Here is an 18,178-nt window from a genome sequence, read left to right on the forward strand (position 1 = left end):
CGCCGTCCGGCCCAGCTCTGCCTACCCTGGAGGTGTGGCTCGTTCCAACGATGAGGTCGCCGCGCTGTTCCAGGAATACGCGGACCTGATCTCGATCACCGGAGGAGACGCGTACAGGGCGCGTGTCTACGAGAAGGCTGCCCGCTCGATCGGCGGCCACCACGCCGATGTGTCCACCCTCGACGTCAAGGGCCTGCAGGAGATCCCCAACGTCGGCAAGTCGATCGCCGAGAAGATCCTCGAGTACTTCGGCAACGGCAGCGTGTCCGCGGTCGAGGAACTGCGGGCGAAAATCCCCGCGGGTGTCCGACGGCTGACGGCCATCCCCACGCTCGGCCCGAAGAAGGCCTGCGTGCTCTACGAGGAGCTGGGCATCTCCTCGGTCGAGGAACTGGCCGACGCCATCCACGAGGAACGGCTGCGCGACCTGAAGGGCTTCGGCCCGAAGACCGAGGAGAACATCCTTCACGGCATCGATCTCCTCCAGTCCTCCGGGGACCGCGTCCTGCTCGACGCCGCCATGGACCTCGCCGACGACATCGTCGCCGAGCTGTCCCGGGTGACCGGCTGCCGACGGTGCACCTACGCCGGGTCGCTCCGCCGCTTCCGCGAGACGATCGGCGACATCGACGTACTCGCAGCGGCCGGGAGGTCGGCGTCGCTGATGCGGGCCTTCACCGAGCTGCCGTACGTCTCGGAGGTCATCGCGCACGGCGAGAAGAAGACGTCGATCCGCACCACCAAGGGCCTCTCCGTCGACCTGCGCGTCGTCCCACCGGACTCCTGGGGAGCGGCGCTGCAGTACTTCACGGGGAGCAAGGCGCACAACATCCGCACCCGCGAGCTGGCCGTGCATCAGGGGCTGAAGCTGTCCGAGTACGGGCTGTTCGACGCCGAGAGCGGGGAGAAGATCGTCTCCGAGACGGAGGAGGACGTCTATGCCCGGCTCGGCCTGCCGTGGATCCCGCCGACCCTGCGCGAGGACCGCGGCGAGATCGAGGCCGGCCTCCGCGGCGAGCTGCCGGACCTCGTGACGGAGGCGGACATCCGCGGCGACCTGCACACGCACACCGACCTCACCGACGGCCTCGTCCCGCTGGAGGAGATGGTCCGGGCGGCCGCGGAGCGCGGATACGCCTACTACGCGATCACCGATCACGGGCCGGACATGTACATGCAGCGCATGACCGACGAGCGGATGCTGGCCCAGCGCGAACACGTGCGCGAACTCGACGGCACGTACGGCGAACGCGGCGGCATGCGGCTGCTGCACGGCGCGGAGCTGAACATCGGCCCCGACGGCGACGTGGACTGGCCCGAGGAATTCCTGGCCGGCTTCGACCTGTGCGTGGCCTCGGTGCACTCGCACTTCAACCAGGGGCGCGAGGCGCTGACCCGCCGGATCGTGCGGGCCTGCGAGAACCCGTACGTCAACATCATCGGCCACCCCACCACCCGCATCCTCGGCAAACGGCCGGGCATCGACGCCGATCTCGACGCGGTCTTCGCCGCCTGCGCGCGCACCGGCACGGCCCTGGAGATCAACGCCCACCCGGACCGGCTCGACCTGCGCGACGAGGACATCCTGCGGGCCCGACGGCACGGGGTGAAGTTCGCCGTCGACAGCGACGCCCACTCCGTCCTCCACCTCGCCAACATGCGCTACGGCGTCGGCACGGCGCAGCGGGGCTGGCTCACCAAGGACGACGTGATCAACACCTGGCCCCGGACGCGACTGCTCCGCTTCCTCGGCAAGGGGCGGGCGCGGCGGCACGCCGCGGTGTGAGCGCGCCGGAGGATCCAGGACCTGGAGGTTGCCATGACCAGGCGGATACGTGACGTGATGTCGCCCGGCACGGCGGCGGTGGAGCCCATGACCACGGTGGCGCGCGCCGCCCGCCTGATGCGGGAGCGGGACATCGGCGACGTCCTGGTGACCTACGACTGCGACCTGTTCGGCGTGCTCACCGACCGCGACATCGTGGTCCGGGCCGTCGCCGAGGGCCACGACCCCGCCGTCACACCGGTCGGCACGGTGTGCACACGCCCGCCCGTGGTGACGCTGACGCCGGACGACACCACCGATCACGCGGTCGAGCTGATGCGGCGGTACGCCGTGCGTCGGCTGCCGGTCGTCGAACACGGCGGCTGCCCGGTCGGCATCGTCAGCCTCGGCGACCTCGCCACCACCGAGGACCCGCACTCCGCCCTGGCGGACATCAGCAAGGCCGTGCCGAACCACTGAGCCGGCCGGCGTCGGGGGTCAGCGTTGGTACAGCCCCACAAGCGTGCCGCTGGCGAGCTGCTGTTTCTCGACGGCCCCGTGCACCTCGTCGGCGCTGGGAGCGTCGGGCACGACGCACGGTTCCGCGAGGGCGTAGAGGCGGAAGAAGTAGCGATGCGCCTCGTCCCCCGGCGGTGGATGCGGTCCGCCCCAGCCGCGTTCGCCGTAGCCGTTGACGAGTTCGGTGCCGCCGGGCGGGCACCGGCCCGGCTCGACGCCGTCGCTGTGCGGATCGATGCCGACCACGATCCAGTGCACGAAGGTGCCCGACGGCGCGTCGGGGTCTTCGCAGAGCAGCACCAGTTCGGCCGTGTCGTCCGGGGCGCCGCTCCACGTCAGGGGCGGGGAGACGTTCTCGCCCTCGTACGCGTACTCGCGTGCGATGAAGGAGTGATCGTTGAACGCGCTGCTTTTGAGGTCCATATCAGCCATGTGATCCGGAGTACCCCGGTCGGGGTCGGGTACGCGGCGGAAGAGACCCGTAGCAATCCGGGGCAATCCACAGCAATCCACATCACTGACGTATCGCGGAAGAAGATGAGGCAGATGATCTCCCAGCCGGTGACGGTGCCCGCCGACGGCACGGAGCTGGCGGGCGACCTCGCTGTGCCGACATCCGCGCGAGGAGTGGTGCTGTTCGCGCACGGCAGCGGCAGTTCCCGGCACAGCCCCCGTAACCGTGCGGTCGCCGCCGAACTGCGCACCGCCGGACTCGGCACCCTGCTGATCGACCTGCTCACGGCAGGGGAGGAGCGGCGTGACGTGTCGACGGGCGAGCATCGCTTCGACATCCCCCTCCTGGCCCGCCGCCTAGTGGCCGCGATCGACTGGCTCGAGGTCCAGTCCGCCACCAGGGATCTGCCCGTCGCCCTGTTCGGGGCGAGCACCGGCGCGGGCGCGGCCCTGACCGCCGCCGCGGAGCGGCCCGACCGGGTGCTGACCGTTGTGTCGCGGGGCGGACGGCCCGACCTGGCCGGGGACGACGCCCTGGCCGCCGTACGGGCGCCGGTGCTGCTGATCGTCGGCGGCCGGGACCAGGAGGTGCTGCGGCTCAATCAGGAGGCCGCCCGCAGGCTGCACGCCCCGCACACCCTGCACGTCGTGCCCGGCGCCACGCACCTGTTCGAGGAGCCCGGTGCGCTGGAACAGGTCGCCGACACCGCACGGCGGTGGTGCGACGACCGTCTGAAGGCCGCGGCCGAGTTATCGACCGCAGCGGGAGGGGCACGTCGGGGCCGTATCCCGAGGGCTCACTCCCGTGTGTGAAAGGAGTGGCAGCCGCGATGCAGTTCCGTGACCGAACGCAGGCCGGTCGGCGACTGGCCGAACAACTGCGGAACCGGCAGGAGGAGGGCGCCTTGCCGGACCCCGTCGTCCTCGCCCTTCCCCGGGGCGGCGTGGCCGTGGCCCAGGAGGTGGCCCGGGCGCTGAACGCCCCGCTCGACGTCCTCGTCGTACGGAAGATCGGTGCCCCGTTCCAGCCGGAGCTCGCCGTGGGCGCGATCGCCGTCGACGGCGAGCCCATGTTCGACGAGTATGCCCTCGACCGGCTGGGTCTCAGCGAGGCCGCGCTCGCCAGGACGGTCGAGCGGGAACGCGCGGAGCTCCGGCGTCGTGAGCAGCGCTACCGGCAGGGCCGCCCCGCCCTCGACCTGCGGGGACGTACCGTGATCGTCGTCGACGACGGGCTGGCGACCGGCTCCACGGCCCTTGCCGCGGTGCGCTCCGTACGGCGCCGGGAGCCCGGGCGGATCGTGCTGGCCGTGCCGGTGTGTTCGCCGGAGGCGGCCGACCTGCTGAGCGGCGAGTCCGACGAGGTGGTGTGCCTGTACCAGCCGGCCGCCTTCATGGCCGTCGGCCTCTGGTACGAGGATTTCGATCAGCTGTCGGACGAGGACGTGCTCGCCGCGCTGCACACGGGCGCGGAGGGCTGAGCCCTTCAGGCGTCGCGGTCTTCGTCAACGCTCAACAAAGTGACAGGGACACGGCAACCTTGGCGGCCTTGGCGGCGGCCGGTGGGTGGAATCCCGTCCCCCACCAAGGGAGTTCAGCATGCGCACCTTATTCGCGCGCCTGGTCGCCGTCCTCGCCGCGCTGGCCGCGCTGGTCGCGGGGCCCGGCCTGGCGGCGTCCCCGGCGCAGGCCGTCGACGAGTGGAACCCGCCCGCCAGCCTGGTCCAGCCGCTGAACGAGGTCTGGAGCCACGTCGAGTCGACCTACCCGGACCTCTACGGCTTCCGGAACTACGGCTGGGACCAGATCATGGCCAACAAGGGCAGCGTCAACTACTGCGTCCGCTGGGAGTCGGACGCGCCGGTCAGCGCCGACCTGCGCGACCGGATCCACGCCGCGCTGAAGAAGCAGTTCGGCAAGTGGACGGCGGCCATGGTGGAGGGCGGCAAGGGGCACAACGCCTGGCCGTACACCAATGTGCCGGTCAACATCGTCGGCTGGGCGGTCAAGAACCGCTCCACCTTGCAGTGGACCGACAAGTCCGTCGACATCTACGCCGGAAACCTCGACGGCGGCGGCGCCCCGCAGTGCGCGCCGGACTGCGGCCGCTTCTTCCACCAGGACGGCAACTACTCGAAGTGCCCGGGCGGCGCGGCCCGCCACTACGACCAGTCGCTGTGGCTGACGAAGGGATTCCAGGGCGGCGCCGGCGGCGACTGGGGACAGCGGGTCGGCCAGGAGTACTTCACCGGCGCGCTGAACCAGGAGAACATCCACATCTACCTGCACGAAGTGGGCCACACCTTCGGCCTCGACGACTTCTACGACTGGACTCCGACGGGCCAGTGCTGCTTCCTGATGAAGGCGGGCAGCGCTGTCCAGATCACGGAGTTCGACAAGTGGATGTTCCGTGATTTCTGGCGCCATCTGAAGAGCCGCTACGGCCTCTGACGCTCCGTCAAGTCGCCCCGCCGACAAGGCGATCCGGTCCATGAGTGCCGGACCTCGCGGCGGGGCGCAACGAGTGGGGAACGGGGTGTGACGAAGTGGCGAGTTTTTAAGTCAGTTGCTTGACTTCATTCCTGCGGGATCGCTTGGCTGGGGGCAGAGCGCCCCACCCCCCACAGGAGGCCATCGTGAGCGACGTGCGCATCGAGCAGCCGCTGGACTATCCCCTTCCCGTTCCCGCCGCACTGGAGCCGCCGCCGGAGTGGGCCCAACTGCGGCAGCAGTGCCCGGTGGCCCGGGTGAAGCTGCCCAGCGGGGACGAGGCGGCCCTCATCACCCGGTACGAGGACGTCCGCAACGTGCTGGCCGACCCGCGGTTCACCCGCGAACTGAACGCACCCGGGGCGGCCCGGATCATCGACACCGAGTCAGGCGGACTGTTCAACAGCCCCATCGCGCGCACCCTCGCCGCCGAGGGGCACGAGCGGTGGCGCAGGATGGTCGGCAAGTGGTTCACGGCCAAGCGCATGGCCGCCCTGCGGCCCGGCATGGAGGCGACGGCCGACCGGCTCATCGACGGGATGCTGGCGGCCGGGCAGCCCGCGGACCTCGTCACGCACCTGGCGTTCCCGCTGCCCGTGTGGGTGATCTGCGACATGCTCGGCGCCCCGGAGAGCGACCGGGAGATGTTCGCGCACTGGTCCGACGTCACTCTGACCCTGACCGAGTACACCGAGGCGGAGATCAACGCGGCCCAGGAAGAGTTCGCCGCCTACCTGACCGACCTCGTCGACAGCAAACGCGGCCGGCCCGGGGAGGACCTGATCGGCCGGCTGATGGTCGCCGCCGACGCCGAGGGCCGGCCGATGTCCGACGCAGGCCTGAGCGCCACCGCCCAGGCGCTGCTGGTCGCCGGGCACGAGACCACCGCCGGCATGATCGCGAAGATGGTGGCCATGCTGCTGGCCGACCGGCGGCACTGGGAGCGGCTGCTCGCCGACCGGTCGCTGGTCCGCACGGCCGTGGAGGAGATCCTCCGCTTCGACCCCAACGGCGGCTTCGGACTCCCGCGGTTCCTGCACGAGGACGCCGAGGTCTCCAGCGGCGTCCTGCCCTCCGGCACCACCGTGGTGTGCAGCATGGCCGCGGCCAACCGGGACGACAGCGCCTTCGAGGCCGCCGACGAACTGGACCTGGGCCGCAGCCCGAACCCGCACATCGCCTTCGGCTCCGGCGCGCACTCCTGCCTCGGGCAGCCCCTGGCCCGTACCGAACTGCAGGTCGTGCTCGACGCCCTGCTGCGCCGCCTGCCCACCCTCGACCTGGCCGTGGGCGCCGACGAACTGCGCCGGGTCGAAGGACTCGCCGTCGGCCGGCTGCACGAGCTGCCCGTGCGGTGGTGACGTCCCCGCGTGCCGCGCCCTCATCCCCCAACGCTGCCAGGTCGAGGAGACACGGCAATGAAGATCGCCGTTGACGAAGTGAAGTGCTGCGGCGCTGGTCAGTGCGTGATGGTCGCACCGGAGGTGTTCGACCAGCGCGACGAGGACGGCGTCGTCATCCTGCTGGAGGCGGAGCCACCGGCGGAACTCCACACGGCCGTACAGGAAGCGGCGAGCGTCTGCCCCGCCGCCGCGATCGAGCTCGACCGGACCGGCTGAGCCGACCCTCCGCACCGAGGAGAGCGCGTGGCGACGGCCGCCCCCGTCGCCAGGCGCTCAACTCGATCTCGTACCGACCATTGACGCGAGCCCAGTGCCCTGTCACTGTCCTGACTACGTAGTCAACCGTCGCTTCCCGAGGCCTGCTCTCGGTGCGTGGTGACTGCGTCGTCGATGTCGACACCTGGGAGAGCACATGGCGACCACCAGAGCCGAGGGGACTCCGGGCGGTTCCGGGCGCCGGCGGCGCGGGCCCGGGATGACGGAGGTCGCGCGGGCCGCCGGCGTCTCGCAGAAGACGGTCTCGCGTGTCGTCAACGGCGAACCGCACGTCAGCCCGGAGGTGCGCGACCGCGTGCTCCGGGTCATCCGCGAACTGGACTACCGTCCGAACAACGCGGCCCGCGCCCTGCTCCTGGGCCGCTACCGGCGGATCGGCGTCGTCTCGCTGGGCACCGCCCTGTATGGCCCCTCGACGCTGCTCATCGCCCTGGAACGGGCGATGCAGCGGGCGGGATACTCCTTCGCCCTGGCCGGCACCCTGGAGGGCCAGCCCGCCTCGGTCGCCGTGGAGGCGCTGCTGGAGCAGGGCGTGGACGGGATCGTGCTGTCCGAGCCGATCGACGACGGCACGCCGCTGAGAGTCAGCGGGGATGTGCCGGTGGTCAGCCTCGGCGAGGGCGTGGAGATCACCCACGGACTGGGCGCCGTCGTCGGCGCCGACGGGGTCGCCGCCGCCCGGACGGCCACCGAGCATCTGCTCTCGCTGGGCCACCGCACCGTCTGGCACATCCCCGGCCCGCACGACTGGTGGGCCGCCCGCGACCGGACCCGCGGCTGGCGCGAGGCGCTCGCCGCCGCCGGCGCCCCCGAGCCGCCCTTGCCGGTCGAGGGCGACTGGAGTCCGGCCTCCGGATACGCGGCCGGCCGGCAACTGGCCGGGCTCTGCGACGTCACCGCCGTGTTCGCCGCCAACGACGACATGGCGCTCGGCGCACTGAGGGCGTTCGCCGAGGCGGGCCTGTCCGTCCCCGGCGACATCAGCGTCGTCGGCTACGACGACATCCCCGCCGCCGCCTACCTCTCACCGCCCCTGACCACCGTCCGACAGAACTTCACGGCCGTCGCCGAGCGAGCCGTGGACGTGCTGATCGCCCTGATCGAGGGCCGTCCCGCCCCGGCCGAACAGGCCGAGCAGGCAGCCGAGTTGACCGTACGGTCCTCCACCGGGCCGGTACGCGACCCGGTCCCACCCCCGCGCTGACCCCACCGAACCGAACCCCACCCACCCCTTTCGTACCGCTGAACCGTCGGCGGCACGGCCCGCGGCACCCGCCGCAGGCCCGGTCCGCCCTGCCCGCGTGCGCCGCCCGGGACGGCCGCCGCACGCGCTCCCCGTAGCCGCACCGCGTGAGGAGTCACGTGTGTACACCCCATCCCACCTCCCTCGCCGCGCCCTCCTGCGCGGCACCCTCGGCCTCGGCGTGACCGCCGCACTGGCCGCCTGCGGAGGCGAAAGCACCACCGCCCGCACCTCCGGGGACGTGACCCTGTCCCTGTGGACCCACGACCCCGGATACGAGGCCTTCTTCCGCAAGGGCATCCCGGAGGCCGACCGGCTCACCGACTTCCGCTACCACCTGAGGATCACCCGCGCCGGCCCGGCCGACCTGGTCACCAAACTGCTCGCCCAGGCGGTCGCCGGACGCGGCACACCCGACATGGTCGGCTTCGAGATCAGCAGCTTCCCGCGCCTGCTGCGCGGCGACATCGCGCCGCGCCTGCTGCACGACCTCACCCCCGACATCGCCGCCGTCCCCGGACTCCAGGACGACCTGCTTCCCGCCCGCCTCGCCCCCTTCGGCAAGGACGGCGCGATCTACGCCCTCGACTCCGACACCCCGATGGTCGTCTACTACTACCGCGACGACCTGTTCACGCGGTGGGACATCCCCAAGACCACCCCCACCTGGGAGGAGTTCGCCGAACTCGGCGCCCGCGTGCACAAGGACCACGGCGCCTCGCTGTGCGTCGTCTCCACCCTGGGCAGCGACCCCGCCCAGGTCGTGCAGTCCTACCAGATGCTTCTCTACCAGCGCGGCGGCGCCTTCTTCGACGCCGACGGGACGCTGACGCTGGACTCGGCGGAGGCCGAGGAGGCGCTGCGCTTCCTGTGCGAGGGGCTGCGCACCGGTTTCGTCATCGACATCTCCGACTACTACGGGGCGGCGATGCAGACCGCCCTGAAGACGAACAAGGTCATCGGCCTGCCCATGGCGATCTGGTACAAGAACTACGGCCTGGTCGCCAACGTGCCCGAGCAGAAGGGGAAGTGGCGGGTCCGGGCCCTTCCCCGGTTCGCGAAGGGTGGTGGCGTGACCGCCGCGCTGGGCGGCACCGGCTTCGGAGTCATCAAGGACAAGGCCAACTCCAAGGCGGCCACCGACTTCCTGCTGAACACCTGGCTCACTCACGAGGGCCAGGTCCGCCGCTTCACCGAGACCGGCTATCTGCCCACGCGCCGTTCCGTGTACGAGGATCCCGGGCTCAACGCCACGAAGGACGACTTCTGCGGCGGTCAGCAACTCTTCCGCCTCTACCGGGCGCTGCTGCCGGACGTGCCGCCCTTCCACCAGAGCCCCGACCAGTCGATTCTCTTCGACGTCCTGGCCGGCAACCTCCTGCGCGCCTACCGCGGCGACCTCACCCCGCGCCAGGCGCTGAAGCAGACCGCAGCCGACTACCGCGACCAGGCCGGCCGCTAGGAGGACCCCATGACCACCGCCATCGCGGGCCCGGCCCGCACAGCCGACGAGGGCACGGGCCCCGCCGACACCGCTCACCGCGCGCGGAGGCCCTGGGCGCCGTACCTCTTCATCTCGCCCTTCTATCTCCTCTACGTCCTGTTCATGCTGGTCCCGGTCGGGGTGTCGCTCTGGCTGAGCCTGACCGAATGGGTCGGGCTCGGCACCCCGCACTGGGTGGGCCTGCGCAACTACCGCCTCCTGCTGACCGACATCAGCTTCCACCGGGCTCTCGGCAACACCGCCGTCTTCGCGCTCGTCGCGGTCTGTGTCGTCGTCCCGCTGGCCCTGCTGATCGCCCAGGCCCTCAACACCCGCGGCCTGCGCGCCCGCGACCTGTGGCGCACCGCCTACTTCGTGCCGATCGTCGTCTCCCCGATCCTCGTCGCGCTCATCTTCGGCCTGCTCTTCGACCGGCAGTTCGGCCTCATCAACTCGGTGCTGCGGGCCCTGTTCGGCACCGGCGGCGTCGACTGGCTCGGCGACCCCAGCCTGGCCAAGGTGAGCATCGCCCTGGTGATGCTGTGGCGCTGGACCGGCTACCTCACCGTCTTCTTCCTCGCCGGACTCCAGAACGTGCCGAGGGAGCTGTACGAGGCCGCCGCGATCGACGGCGCCGGACGCCTGCGCGTCTTCACCACCGTCACCCTCCCGGCGCTGAAGCCGGTGACGGCGTTCGTCGTCGTCACGTCCTTCATCGGCGCGGCCCAGATCTTCGAGGAGCCCTACCTGCTGACCGGCGGCGGACCGGCCGAGTCCACCCTCTCGGTGACCATGTTCATCTACCGGGCCGCCTTCCAGCGCCAGCAGTTCGGGTACGCGGCCGCCGCGGCCGTGGTGTTGTTCGTCCTCGTCTTCGGTCTCAGCCAGCTCTTCAACCGTCTCCTCGGCATCGGGAGGGCCACCTCATGACGCGTACACGTGTGCCTCTCTACGGCGTACTGGTCCTGCTGCTCCTGGCCTTCCTCGCCCCGCTGCTGTGGGCGCTGAGCGGCTCGTTGAAGCCGCGCGGCGACATCTTCACCTACCCGCCGCAGCCGATCCCCGACCCGTTCACCCTCGACAACTACCAGCGCCTGTTCTCCGGGCAGCCGTTCTGGCGCTGGTTCCTGATGAGCACGGTGGTCGCCCTCGTCGCCACCACCGTGTCCGTCTTCGTCTGCGCGCTGGCCGGCTACGGCTTCGCCAAGTTCCGCTTCGCCGGCAAACGGCTGCTGTTCGGCGTGATGTTCAGCTCGCTGTCCATCCCGTTCGCGGTGATCCTCGTGCCGCTGTTCGTGATCCTGGTCAAGACCGGCCTGGGCAGCCCGTGGTTCGCGCTGATCGTGCCCTGGGTGGCGCCCGCGTTCGGGATCTTCATGATGCAGCAGTACATCGTGCAGTCCGTCCCGGACTCCGTGCTGGAGGCCGCCCGCATCGACGGGGCGAGCGAGTTCGGCATCTTCCGGACCATCGTGCTGCCCCTGCTGCGGCCCTCGCTGGGCGCGCTCGCCGTGTGGCAGTTCCTGCAGAGCTACAACAGCTTCCTGTGGCCGCTGGTGCTGGTCTCCGACAGCTCCCAGTACACCCTTCCGCTCGGCCTGCAGACCCTGTTCGTGTCGGAACAGCGGCAGTACGACCTCGTGCTCGCCGGAGCCGTCATCGCCGTCGTCCCCGCCGTCGCCCTGTTCGTCCTGCTGCGCAAGCAGCTCCTCGAAGGCCTGTCCACGGGTGCGGTCAAGGGCTGACGATCACACAACCACCGTAGAGGAGAAGGATGTTCCAGCTTCCTCGCCGAGTCCTGTTCGGCGCCGCCTACTACCACGAGTACCAGCCGTACGACCGCCTGAAGGACGACCTCGACCAGATGGCCGAGGCCCGCTTCACCGTCATCCGGGTCGGCGAGTCGGTGTGGTCGACCTGGGAGCCTACGAGCGGCCGCTTCGACCTCGACTGGCTGCAGCCGGTCCTGGACGGGGCGCACGAGCGGGGCATCTCGGTGATCCTCGGCACACCGACGTACGCGGTGCCGCCGTGGCTGTCCCGGCAGTACCCGGAGATCGCGGGGGAGGGGCGCACCGGTGAGCGCATCGGCTGGGGCGCCCGGCAGGAGGTCGACATCACCCACCCCGCGTTCCGCTTCCACGCCGAGCGGATCATCCGGAAGATCGTCGCCCGGTACGCCGACCACCCCGCCGTGATCGGCTACCAGGTCGACAACGAGCCGGGCCTCCACCTCCTCCACAACCACGGCGTGTTCCAGCGCTTCACCGACGAACTGCGCGCGCGGTACGGGGACGTGGAGACCCTCAACCGCGAATGGGGCCTGGTCTACTGGTCGCACCGCCTGTCCACCTGGGCCGACCTGTGGACCCCGGACGGCAACGTACAGCCGCAGTACGACCTGGCCTGGCGGCGCTTCCAGGCGAAGCTGGTCACCGAGTTCATCGCCTGGCAGGCGGACATCGTGCGCGAGTACGCCCGCCCCGGCCAGTTCGTCACCACCTGCATCTCCTACGACCGCCCGGGCGTCGAGGACGACAAGCTGACCGAGCGGCTCGACGTCACGGCGGGCAACCCGTACTACACGATGCAGAACGCCCTGGAACTGCCCGACCGGGGTGGGTCCGGCCAGGACTGGACGACCAACGGCACCTGGGCGCTGTACCGCAGCGCCGACCGCATGTACTCCTCCCGCCAGGAACCCTTCCTCGTGACGGAGACCAACGCGCAGGCCATCAGCTACCCGTGGAACAACCGCCCGGCCTACGACGGCCAGTGGCGCCAGGCCGCCTGGGCGCTGATCTCCCGGGGCGCCTCGATGATCGAGTACTGGCACTGGCACACCCTGCACTTCGGCGCGGAGACCTACTGGGGCGGCATCCTCCCGCACAACGGCCGCCCGGGCCGCGTGTACCGCGAACTCGCGGCGCTGGGGCAGGAGTTGGAGAAGGCAGGCGACCTGGTGGCGTCCCTGACCCCCGACGCCGACGTCGCCTTCCTCTACGACGGCCCCAGCAAGTGGGCGCTCCAGGCCCAGCCGCCACTGGCCACCGCCGACGGAGGCGCGGACGGGCGCTCGTACGAGAGGATCTTCGACGCCTTCTACCGGGGCGCATTCGACGCCGGCCGCCAGGCGCGCATCCTCCACCCCGGCCGGCTGCCGGACAGCGGCCTGCCGCCCGTGCTGGTCGTCCCCGGCTTCTACGCGGCCGACGACGAGACCCTCGACCGGCTGAGGACCTACGCCGAGGCGGGCGGCCACCTGGTGCTGGGCCCGCGTACGGCGTACGGCGACACCGAGGCCAGGGCCCGCACCGACGCGCAGCCCGCGCGTCTGGCCGAGGCGGCCGGCGTGACGTACGACGAGTTCAGCAACCTGAGCGGGCCGCTGACCGTGACCGGTACGGCCGCCCTGCCGCTCCCGCCCGAGGCCCGTGCCCTGCACTGGGTCGACGGCCTCCAGCCGCAAGGCGCCGAGGAGCTGGCGGCGTACCAGCACCCGCACTTCGGCCGCTGGCCCGCCGCCACCACGCACCGGCACGGCGCCGGACGGATCACCTACGTCGGCACCGTCCCCGATCCCGCCTTCGCCCGCGCCCTTCTGGAGTGGGCCACCCCGGCCGACGCCTGGCGCCCGACCCACCCGAGCGTCACCGCTACCGCGGCCACCGCCCGGGACGGCCGCCGCGTCCGGTTCCTGCACAACTGGTCCTGGGAGCCGGTGACGGTGCCCGTTCCGGCGGCCGTACGGGACGTGCTGTCGGATGCCACGTACGCCGACGAGGTTCCCCTGGGTGCCTGGGACGTCAAGGTCCTCGCGGAGGAACGGTCCTAGCCGACGAGCGTCTGGGTGCCGAGGACGGCGAGCAGTTCCAGTCGCTCGGCATCCTCGGTGCCGGGTCCGGCCCCCTGGCATCCCCGACCATGACAGAAGAGGGTGGTGGGCAGCGGTCAGATCACCACGGCGGCGCGCAGCGCCTCGATGTCGTCGTCGCTGCGGCCGAGTTCCGCGAGGATCGCCTCGGTGTGCTCGCCGACCGCCGGTACGGGGTCCATCCGGGCGGACAGCCCCGCGAGCTCGGCCGGCGGAAGCAGCGCCTCGACCATGGCGCCGCCGGGCACGCCCACCTCGCGCCAGCGGTCGCGGGCGGCCAGGACCGGATGGTCGAGGAACGCGGCGATGTCGTTCACGCCCGCGCACGCGATGCCGATGCCCTCCAGGTCCTCGAGGATCTCCTCGGCGTCGGCGTGGGCGACACGTTCGGCGACGACGGCATTGAGTTCCTCGCGGTGGGCGACGCGGTCGGAACCGGTGGCGAAGCGCGGGTCGTCGGCCAGTTCCGGGCGGCCGAGGAAGCGGGTGCACAGGGCGACCCACTCGCGCTCGTTCTGGATGGAGAACAGCACGTCCTTGCCGTCCGCGGCCGTGTAGGCGCCGTACGGCGCGATGGTCGCGTGCTGGGTGCCCAGGCGCGCGGGCTGGGTGCCGCCGTACCGCGTGTAGTAGGCGGGCTGGCCCATCCACTCCGCCAGCGCCTCGAACAGGGACACTTCCACCGGGTGCGACATGCCGGTGGTGGCCCGCGTGTACAGGGCCGTGAGGACACCGCTGTAGGCGTACATCCCCGCGGCGATGTCGGCGACGGAGATCCCGACCCGGGCCGACTCCTCGGCGGTTCCGGTCAGCGACACCAGGCCGGTCTGGCACTGCACCAGCAGGTCGTACGACTTGCGGTCGGCCCACGGGCCGGACGTGCCGTATCCGGAGATCGTGCACGGAATCAGCCGCGGGTACCGCTCGGCGAGGACGTCGACGCCGAGGCCGAGCCGGTCCGCCGCTCCCGGCGCGAGGTTCTGGACGAACACGTCGGCGCCGCCCAGGAGTTGGTGCAGGATCTCGCGGCCCCGCGGGTCCTTGAGGTCCAGCGTGAGGGACTCCTTGGACCGGTTGAGCCAGACGAAATAGCTGGAGTGGCCGTGGACGGTCGTGTCGTAACGGCGTGCGAAGTCCCCGTCGCCCGGCCGCTCCACCTTGATCACCCGGGCGCCGAGGTCGGCGAGCTGTCGGGTGGCGTAGGGAGCGGCCACGGCCTGCTCCAGGCTGACCACCGTGATCCCAGACAGGGGCAGCTGGAGCTGCGGAGCGCTCATGCGGCCCATTTGTACGGCCGGATCCGCGAGGCTGTCAACGCCGACCCTGGGCCTCTCACCTGTGCTTTCCGCGGCCCAGGGCTTCGAAGGCCGCTTCGGCCGTGCACGTGCGGGTCAGCGCTGTACGGCGGCCGGCACGCTTGCGGACGCATCGCAAGCATCGGGCGCCTCGGCCGTCCCGGACTTCGCCACCACCCGCCCGGCGGCCGACCGCCGGCGGCGGTCGAGGGACGCCGCGAGAAAGGACAGCAGCAGCGCGGTGCCGGCGAGGAGCGCGCCTACCCAGTTGGGAGACGTGTAGCCGAGGTCGGCGGCGATGACGAGGCCGCCGAGCCAGGAGGCCAGCGCGTTGCCGAGGTTGAAGGCGCCGATGTTCGCGGCTGAGGCCAGCGTGGGGGCCGCCGAGGCCTGGTCGAGCACCCACTTCTGCAGCGGCGGCACGGTCGCGAAGCCCAGTGCGCCGATCAGCGTGAGGGTGATCGCGGCGAGCACCTTGTCGTGGGCGGTGGCCGTGAACAGCAGCAGGGCCAGGGACAGCGCTGCCAGGGCGGTCAAGAGCATGGGCATCAGGGCGCGGTCGGCGAACCGGCCGCCCACCAGGTTGCCCAGGAACATGCCGGCGCCGAAAAGGACCAGCAGCCAGGTGACCGCCCCGGTGGAGTAACCGGCGACCTCGGTCATCATCGGCGTGATGTAGGTGATCGCGGCGAACACACCGCCGTAACCGAGCACCGTCATCGCCATCGCGAGCCAGACCTGGACGTTGCGGAAGGCGGCGAACTCGGCGCGGACGTCCGCGGCCTCGGGCCGGCCCGCCTCGGGCACGAGCCCGGCCACGCCGAGGAGTCCGACGATGCCGAGCGCGGCGACGAGGGTGAAGGTGACGCGCCAGCCCGCGGCCTGGCCGATGTAGGTGCCCAGCGGGACACCGACGACGTTGGCGACGGTCAGACCCATGAACATCAGCGAGATGGCAGAGGCCTTCTTCTGCGGGGCGACCAGGTCGGCGGCGACCACGGAGCCGATGCCGAAGAACGCGCCGTGGGCGAGCGAGGCGACGACGCGGCCGACGAGCATCACGCCGAACGACGGGGCGAACGCGGACACCGTGTTGCCGAGGACGAACAGGCCCATGAGGAACATGAGCATCTTCTTGCGGGAGACCTTGGTGCCCAGGACGGTCAGCAGGGGCGCGCCGAGGACGACGCCGAGGGCATAGCCGGAGACGAGCCAGCCGGCGGTGGGGATGGACACGCCGAAGTCGTCGGCGACCTCGGGCAGAACGCCCATGATCACGAATTCGGTGGTGCCGATCCCGAAGGCCCCGATGGCGAGGGCCAGGAGCGCGAGGGGCATGGTGGGTGCCTTCCATGCGGTTGCGTGCGATGTTTACGAGCGGAGACAATAATTGCGCACGCGGGTTAATGCAAACGCGTGTGGTCGAACGCAACCACGACTTCGTGAGCGAGCTGGGCGGGGAGCCCGTGACGTACGGCGACGGGCTCGTCGACCGGATCCGCGCGCTGGCCCCGGGTGGCGTCGACGCGGCGCTCGACTTCGTCGGCGGCGAGGCGGTGGACGTCTCGCGGCAGGTCCTGAAGAGTCCCGAGCGGGTGGCGTCCATCGTCGACGTGGCCGCGGTGGAGAAGGGCGGCCACCATGTGTGGGTGCGCCCCGACCCGGCCGGTCTGACGGCGCTCGCCGAGCTGGCCGACCAGGGCAAGCTGTCCGTGCACATCGACCGGGCGCTGCCGCTGGCCGAGGCCGCGGAGGCCTTGCGCATCAGCCGGGACGGACACGCGCGCGGCAAGCTGGTGCTGACGGTCGGCGAGCGCTGAGACTCACGCCGGCCTGCCGGCGCCCTTGGCGCGGGGCCTCAGGCGGGGACGCGCAGGGTCTCCACGGCTCGCACCAGCGGGGCGAGCTCGGGATTGAGGGCGGCCTCGTCGAGCGCCTCGCGCAGGGCGGCCTCGTTCGTGGGGCGGGCCTCCTCCAGCAGCTCGAGGCCCGCCTCGGTGACGTCGGTGTAGATGCCGCGGCGGTCCGTGGGGCACAGATAGCGGGACAGCAGCCCGCGGTCCTCGAGGCGGGTCACCAGGCGGGTGGTCGCGCTCTGGCTCAGGACGACCGCGTCGGCGACCTGCTTCATCTGCAGATGCCCGCCCACTCCGTCGTGCTGGCGGCTGAGCACGTCCAGCAGGGAGTACTCGCGCACGCTCAGGCCGTGCCCCGCCTGCAGAGCGCGCTCGATGCGGGCCTCGATCTTCCCGTGCAGCAGGGAGAGGGCGCACCAGCCTTGAGCGAGGGCGGTGAGTGCGGGGTCTGTCGCGGTCATGGGCCTGTCCTCCGTCCCGAGGTGACTGCCCTCCAGGATAGGGCATTCTTGAAATTTCCAGCGGGCGCGCTTATGCCGCGCATGCAAGTATATGCGAGGCTTCGAGGCCCCTCGGAAATCTCGTGACCGAGGCAGGCGTGCCCCGGTATCGTCCGGTGCCCGATCGGCCGCATCGGCGGCCGGACCAGAACGGAGAGCGATTCCCATGACCGGCCGGCGAGCCACCACGACCCTCTGGCGCCCCACCGGCCCGAAGGAGCTGGACCTGGTCCGCGAGCTGAACTGGCGAGCCTGGCCGCCGCGGCTGCCCGAGCAGCCGATCTTCTATCCGGTCCTCGACGAGGACTACGCGGTCCGGATCGCCCGGGACTGGAACGTCAAGCACGACGGTGCCGGCTTCGTCACCCGCTTCGAGGTCGACGCGGAGTTCCTGAGCCGGTATCCCGTCCAGCAGGCGGGCGGGCGGACGATCCTCGAACTGTGGGTGCCGGCCGAGGACCTCGACGAGTTCAACGCCCACATCGTCGGCGAGATCCAGGTCGTGCACGAGTTCCGCTGACGACTGACCGCTGCGGTCGGCGCAGCTATGTCAGCGCCAAGTTCCGCATGGTCAGGGCCAGTTGCAGTCTGAGCCGGCCCTGGGGCGTGCGCACCGGCCAGCCGAGCAGGTGCTCGGCGTGGGCCAGGCGGTCCTGGAGCGTGGAGTGGTGCACGTTGATCTCGACGGCAGCCGCGCGCAGGCTCGCCGTCGACGCCACGGCGTGCAGGGTGGACAGCAGCCAGGGCGCGGCCGCGGCGGCCGCTTCGAGGTCGCGGACGTCGGGCGGCGGTTCGGCGCCGGGTACGACGAGGTCGGCCAGCAGGGCGACGCCGCCGAGTTCCTCGGCGTGCACCACGCGCCGGCCGGGGTCCTGCGCGGGCGGACGTCGGGCGGCGGTTCGGCGCCGGGTACGACGAGGTCGGCCAGCAGGGCGACGCCGCCGAGTTCCTCGGCGTGCACCACGCGCCGGCCGGGGTCCTGCGCGGTGCCCTCCGCGGTGAACCGCAGGGCGGTGCGGGC

The 18,178-nt window shown here is 71.3% G+C and carries 18 protein-coding genes and 1 pseudogene; 14 read left to right on the forward strand and 5 right to left on the reverse strand.

Annotation, left to right across the window (positions count from 1 at the left end):
• The first annotated feature begins 34 nt into the window (after positions 1-34).
• Together polX and CLM62_RS15990 are read left to right on the forward strand one after the other, a co-directional pair.
• Positions 35-1,786, forward strand: a complete 1,752-nt coding sequence (gene polX / locus CLM62_RS15985; RefSeq protein ID WP_095750533.1) for a DNA polymerase/3'-5' exonuclease PolX — start codon at positions 35-37, stop codon at positions 1,784-1,786.
• A 33-nt stretch (positions 1,787-1,819) separates the two neighbouring features.
• Entirely contained in the window at positions 1,820-2,245 is a 426-nt protein-coding gene (locus CLM62_RS15990) for a CBS domain-containing protein (protein ID WP_095750534.1), read from the forward strand.
• Positions 2,246-2,263: 18 nt separating this feature from the next.
• On the opposite strand, the gene CLM62_RS15995 is transcribed toward CLM62_RS15990, so the two are convergent.
• On the reverse strand, positions 2,264-2,716 hold the full coding sequence (locus CLM62_RS15995; protein WP_095750535.1) for a YbhB/YbcL family Raf kinase inhibitor-like protein: 453 nt from the start codon (positions 2,714-2,716) through the stop codon (positions 2,264-2,266).
• A 114-nt stretch (positions 2,717-2,830) separates the two neighbouring features.
• Between CLM62_RS15995 and CLM62_RS16000 the strand changes: the two genes are divergently transcribed.
• The 10 genes from CLM62_RS16000 to CLM62_RS16045 all read left to right on the forward strand — a co-directional run bounded on the left by CLM62_RS16000 (position 2,831) and on the right by CLM62_RS16045 (position 13,467).
• Positions 2,831-3,550, forward strand: coding sequence for a dienelactone hydrolase family protein (locus tag CLM62_RS16000; protein ID WP_095750536.1), 720 nt, complete (start codon positions 2,831-2,833; stop codon positions 3,548-3,550).
• Positions 3,551-3,567: 17 nt separating this feature from the next.
• Entirely contained in the window at positions 3,568-4,218 is a 651-nt protein-coding gene (locus CLM62_RS16005; RefSeq protein WP_095750537.1) for a phosphoribosyltransferase, read from the forward strand.
• A 118-nt stretch (positions 4,219-4,336) separates the two neighbouring features.
• Entirely contained in the window at positions 4,337-5,188 is an 852-nt protein-coding gene (locus tag CLM62_RS16010) for a hypothetical protein (RefSeq protein WP_095750538.1), read from the forward strand.
• A 185-nt stretch (positions 5,189-5,373) separates the two neighbouring features.
• Positions 5,374-6,588: a cytochrome P450 gene (locus CLM62_RS16015; RefSeq protein WP_095750539.1), complete on the forward strand. Its 1,215-nt coding sequence runs from the start codon at positions 5,374-5,376 to the stop codon at positions 6,586-6,588.
• 57 nt (positions 6,589-6,645) lie between these two features.
• The gene (locus CLM62_RS16020) at positions 6,646-6,846 is read left to right on the forward strand and encodes a ferredoxin (protein ID WP_095750540.1); all 201 of its coding nucleotides are present in this window, start codon (positions 6,646-6,648) and stop codon (positions 6,844-6,846) included.
• A 196-nt stretch (positions 6,847-7,042) separates the two neighbouring features.
• Positions 7,043-8,110 carry a LacI family DNA-binding transcriptional regulator gene (locus tag CLM62_RS16025; protein ID WP_107483794.1) on the forward strand — a complete coding sequence of 356 codons (1,068 nt, stop codon included), beginning with the start codon at positions 7,043-7,045 and terminating at the stop codon, positions 8,108-8,110.
• 160 nt (positions 8,111-8,270) lie between these two features.
• Positions 8,271-9,611, forward strand: a complete 1,341-nt coding sequence (locus tag CLM62_RS16030) for an ABC transporter substrate-binding protein (RefSeq protein ID WP_095750542.1) — start codon at positions 8,271-8,273, stop codon at positions 9,609-9,611.
• A 9-nt stretch (positions 9,612-9,620) separates the two neighbouring features.
• Complete coding sequence (locus CLM62_RS16035) at positions 9,621-10,562, forward strand: carbohydrate ABC transporter permease (RefSeq protein WP_095750543.1); 942 nt, start codon at positions 9,621-9,623, stop codon at positions 10,560-10,562.
• The gene (locus CLM62_RS16040) at positions 10,559-11,377 is read left to right on the forward strand and encodes a carbohydrate ABC transporter permease (protein ID WP_095750544.1); all 819 of its coding nucleotides are present in this window, start codon (positions 10,559-10,561) and stop codon (positions 11,375-11,377) included. Before CLM62_RS16035 ends, CLM62_RS16040 begins: the two co-directional genes overlap by 4 nt.
• A gap of 29 nt (positions 11,378-11,406) precedes the next feature.
• A complete protein-coding gene (locus tag CLM62_RS16045) occupies positions 11,407-13,467 on the forward strand; it encodes a beta-galactosidase (protein ID WP_095750545.1) in 2,061 nt (686 codons plus the stop codon).
• 116 nt (positions 13,468-13,583) lie between these two features.
• Here the strand turns inward: CLM62_RS16045 and CLM62_RS16050 are convergent, their stop codons facing one another.
• Both CLM62_RS16050 and CLM62_RS16055 read right to left on the reverse strand, forming a co-directional pair.
• Entirely contained in the window at positions 13,584-14,783 is a 1,200-nt protein-coding gene (locus CLM62_RS16050; RefSeq protein ID WP_095750559.1) for a CaiB/BaiF CoA-transferase family protein, read from the reverse strand.
• A gap of 114 nt (positions 14,784-14,897) precedes the next feature.
• Positions 14,898-16,139, reverse strand: a complete 1,242-nt coding sequence (locus CLM62_RS16055) for an MFS transporter (RefSeq protein ID WP_095750546.1) — start codon at positions 16,137-16,139, stop codon at positions 14,898-14,900.
• Positions 16,140-16,225: 86 nt separating this feature from the next.
• Between CLM62_RS16055 and CLM62_RS16060 the strand changes: the two are divergent.
• A pseudogene (locus CLM62_RS16060) lies at positions 16,226-16,621 on the forward strand (zinc-binding dehydrogenase); the annotation flags it as partial.
• A 38-nt stretch (positions 16,622-16,659) separates the two neighbouring features.
• Here the strand turns inward: CLM62_RS16060 and CLM62_RS16065 are convergent.
• Positions 16,660-17,118, reverse strand: coding sequence for a MarR family winged helix-turn-helix transcriptional regulator (locus CLM62_RS16065; protein ID WP_095750548.1), 459 nt, complete (start codon positions 17,116-17,118; stop codon positions 16,660-16,662).
• Positions 17,119-17,323: 205 nt separating this feature from the next.
• Between CLM62_RS16065 and CLM62_RS16070 the strand changes: the two genes are divergently transcribed.
• On the forward strand, positions 17,324-17,677 hold the full coding sequence (locus tag CLM62_RS16070; protein ID WP_095750549.1) for a hypothetical protein: 354 nt from the start codon (positions 17,324-17,326) through the stop codon (positions 17,675-17,677).
• Between the two features lie 25 nt (positions 17,678-17,702).
• Here CLM62_RS16070 and CLM62_RS16075 read toward each other — a convergent pair.
• Positions 17,703-18,178, reverse strand: a 476-nt coding sequence (locus CLM62_RS16075) for a helix-turn-helix domain-containing protein (protein WP_218835598.1), incomplete at its 5' end; no start/stop codon positions are given.

The sequence above is a fragment of the Streptomyces sp. SA15 genome, from assembly GCF_002291145.1.
In the GTDB taxonomy this organism is placed as follows: domain Bacteria; phylum Actinomycetota; class Actinomycetes; order Streptomycetales; family Streptomycetaceae; genus Streptomyces.

Coding starts and splice junctions, on each gene's coding strand:
- CLM62_RS15990 (WP_095750534.1), top strand. CDS start 1,820: ATGACCAGGCGGATACGTGACGTGATGTCGCCCGGCACGGCGGCGGTG.
- CLM62_RS15995 (WP_095750535.1), bottom strand. CDS start 2,716: ATGGCTGATATGGACCTCAAAAGCAGCGCGTTCAACGATCACTCCTTC.
- CLM62_RS16000 (WP_095750536.1), top strand. CDS start 2,831: ATGATCTCCCAGCCGGTGACGGTGCCCGCCGACGGCACGGAGCTGGCG.
- CLM62_RS16005 (WP_095750537.1), top strand. CDS start 3,568: ATGCAGTTCCGTGACCGAACGCAGGCCGGTCGGCGACTGGCCGAACAA.
- CLM62_RS16010 (WP_095750538.1), top strand. CDS start 4,337: ATGCGCACCTTATTCGCGCGCCTGGTCGCCGTCCTCGCCGCGCTGGCC.
- CLM62_RS16020 (WP_095750540.1), top strand. CDS start 6,646: ATGAAGATCGCCGTTGACGAAGTGAAGTGCTGCGGCGCTGGTCAGTGC.
- CLM62_RS16025 (WP_107483794.1), top strand. CDS start 7,043: ATGGCGACCACCAGAGCCGAGGGGACTCCGGGCGGTTCCGGGCGCCGG.
- CLM62_RS16035 (WP_095750543.1), top strand. CDS start 9,621: ATGACCACCGCCATCGCGGGCCCGGCCCGCACAGCCGACGAGGGCACG.
- CLM62_RS16040 (WP_095750544.1), top strand. CDS start 10,559: ATGACGCGTACACGTGTGCCTCTCTACGGCGTACTGGTCCTGCTGCTC.
- CLM62_RS16045 (WP_095750545.1), top strand. CDS start 11,407: ATGTTCCAGCTTCCTCGCCGAGTCCTGTTCGGCGCCGCCTACTACCAC.
- CLM62_RS16050 (WP_095750559.1), bottom strand. CDS start 14,783: ATGAGCGCTCCGCAGCTCCAGCTGCCCCTGTCTGGGATCACGGTGGTC.
- CLM62_RS16055 (WP_095750546.1), bottom strand. CDS start 16,139: ATGCCCCTCGCGCTCCTGGCCCTCGCCATCGGGGCCTTCGGGATCGGC.
- CLM62_RS16065 (WP_095750548.1), bottom strand. CDS start 17,118: ATGACCGCGACAGACCCCGCACTCACCGCCCTCGCTCAAGGCTGGTGC.
- CLM62_RS16070 (WP_095750549.1), top strand. CDS start 17,324: ATGACCGGCCGGCGAGCCACCACGACCCTCTGGCGCCCCACCGGCCCG.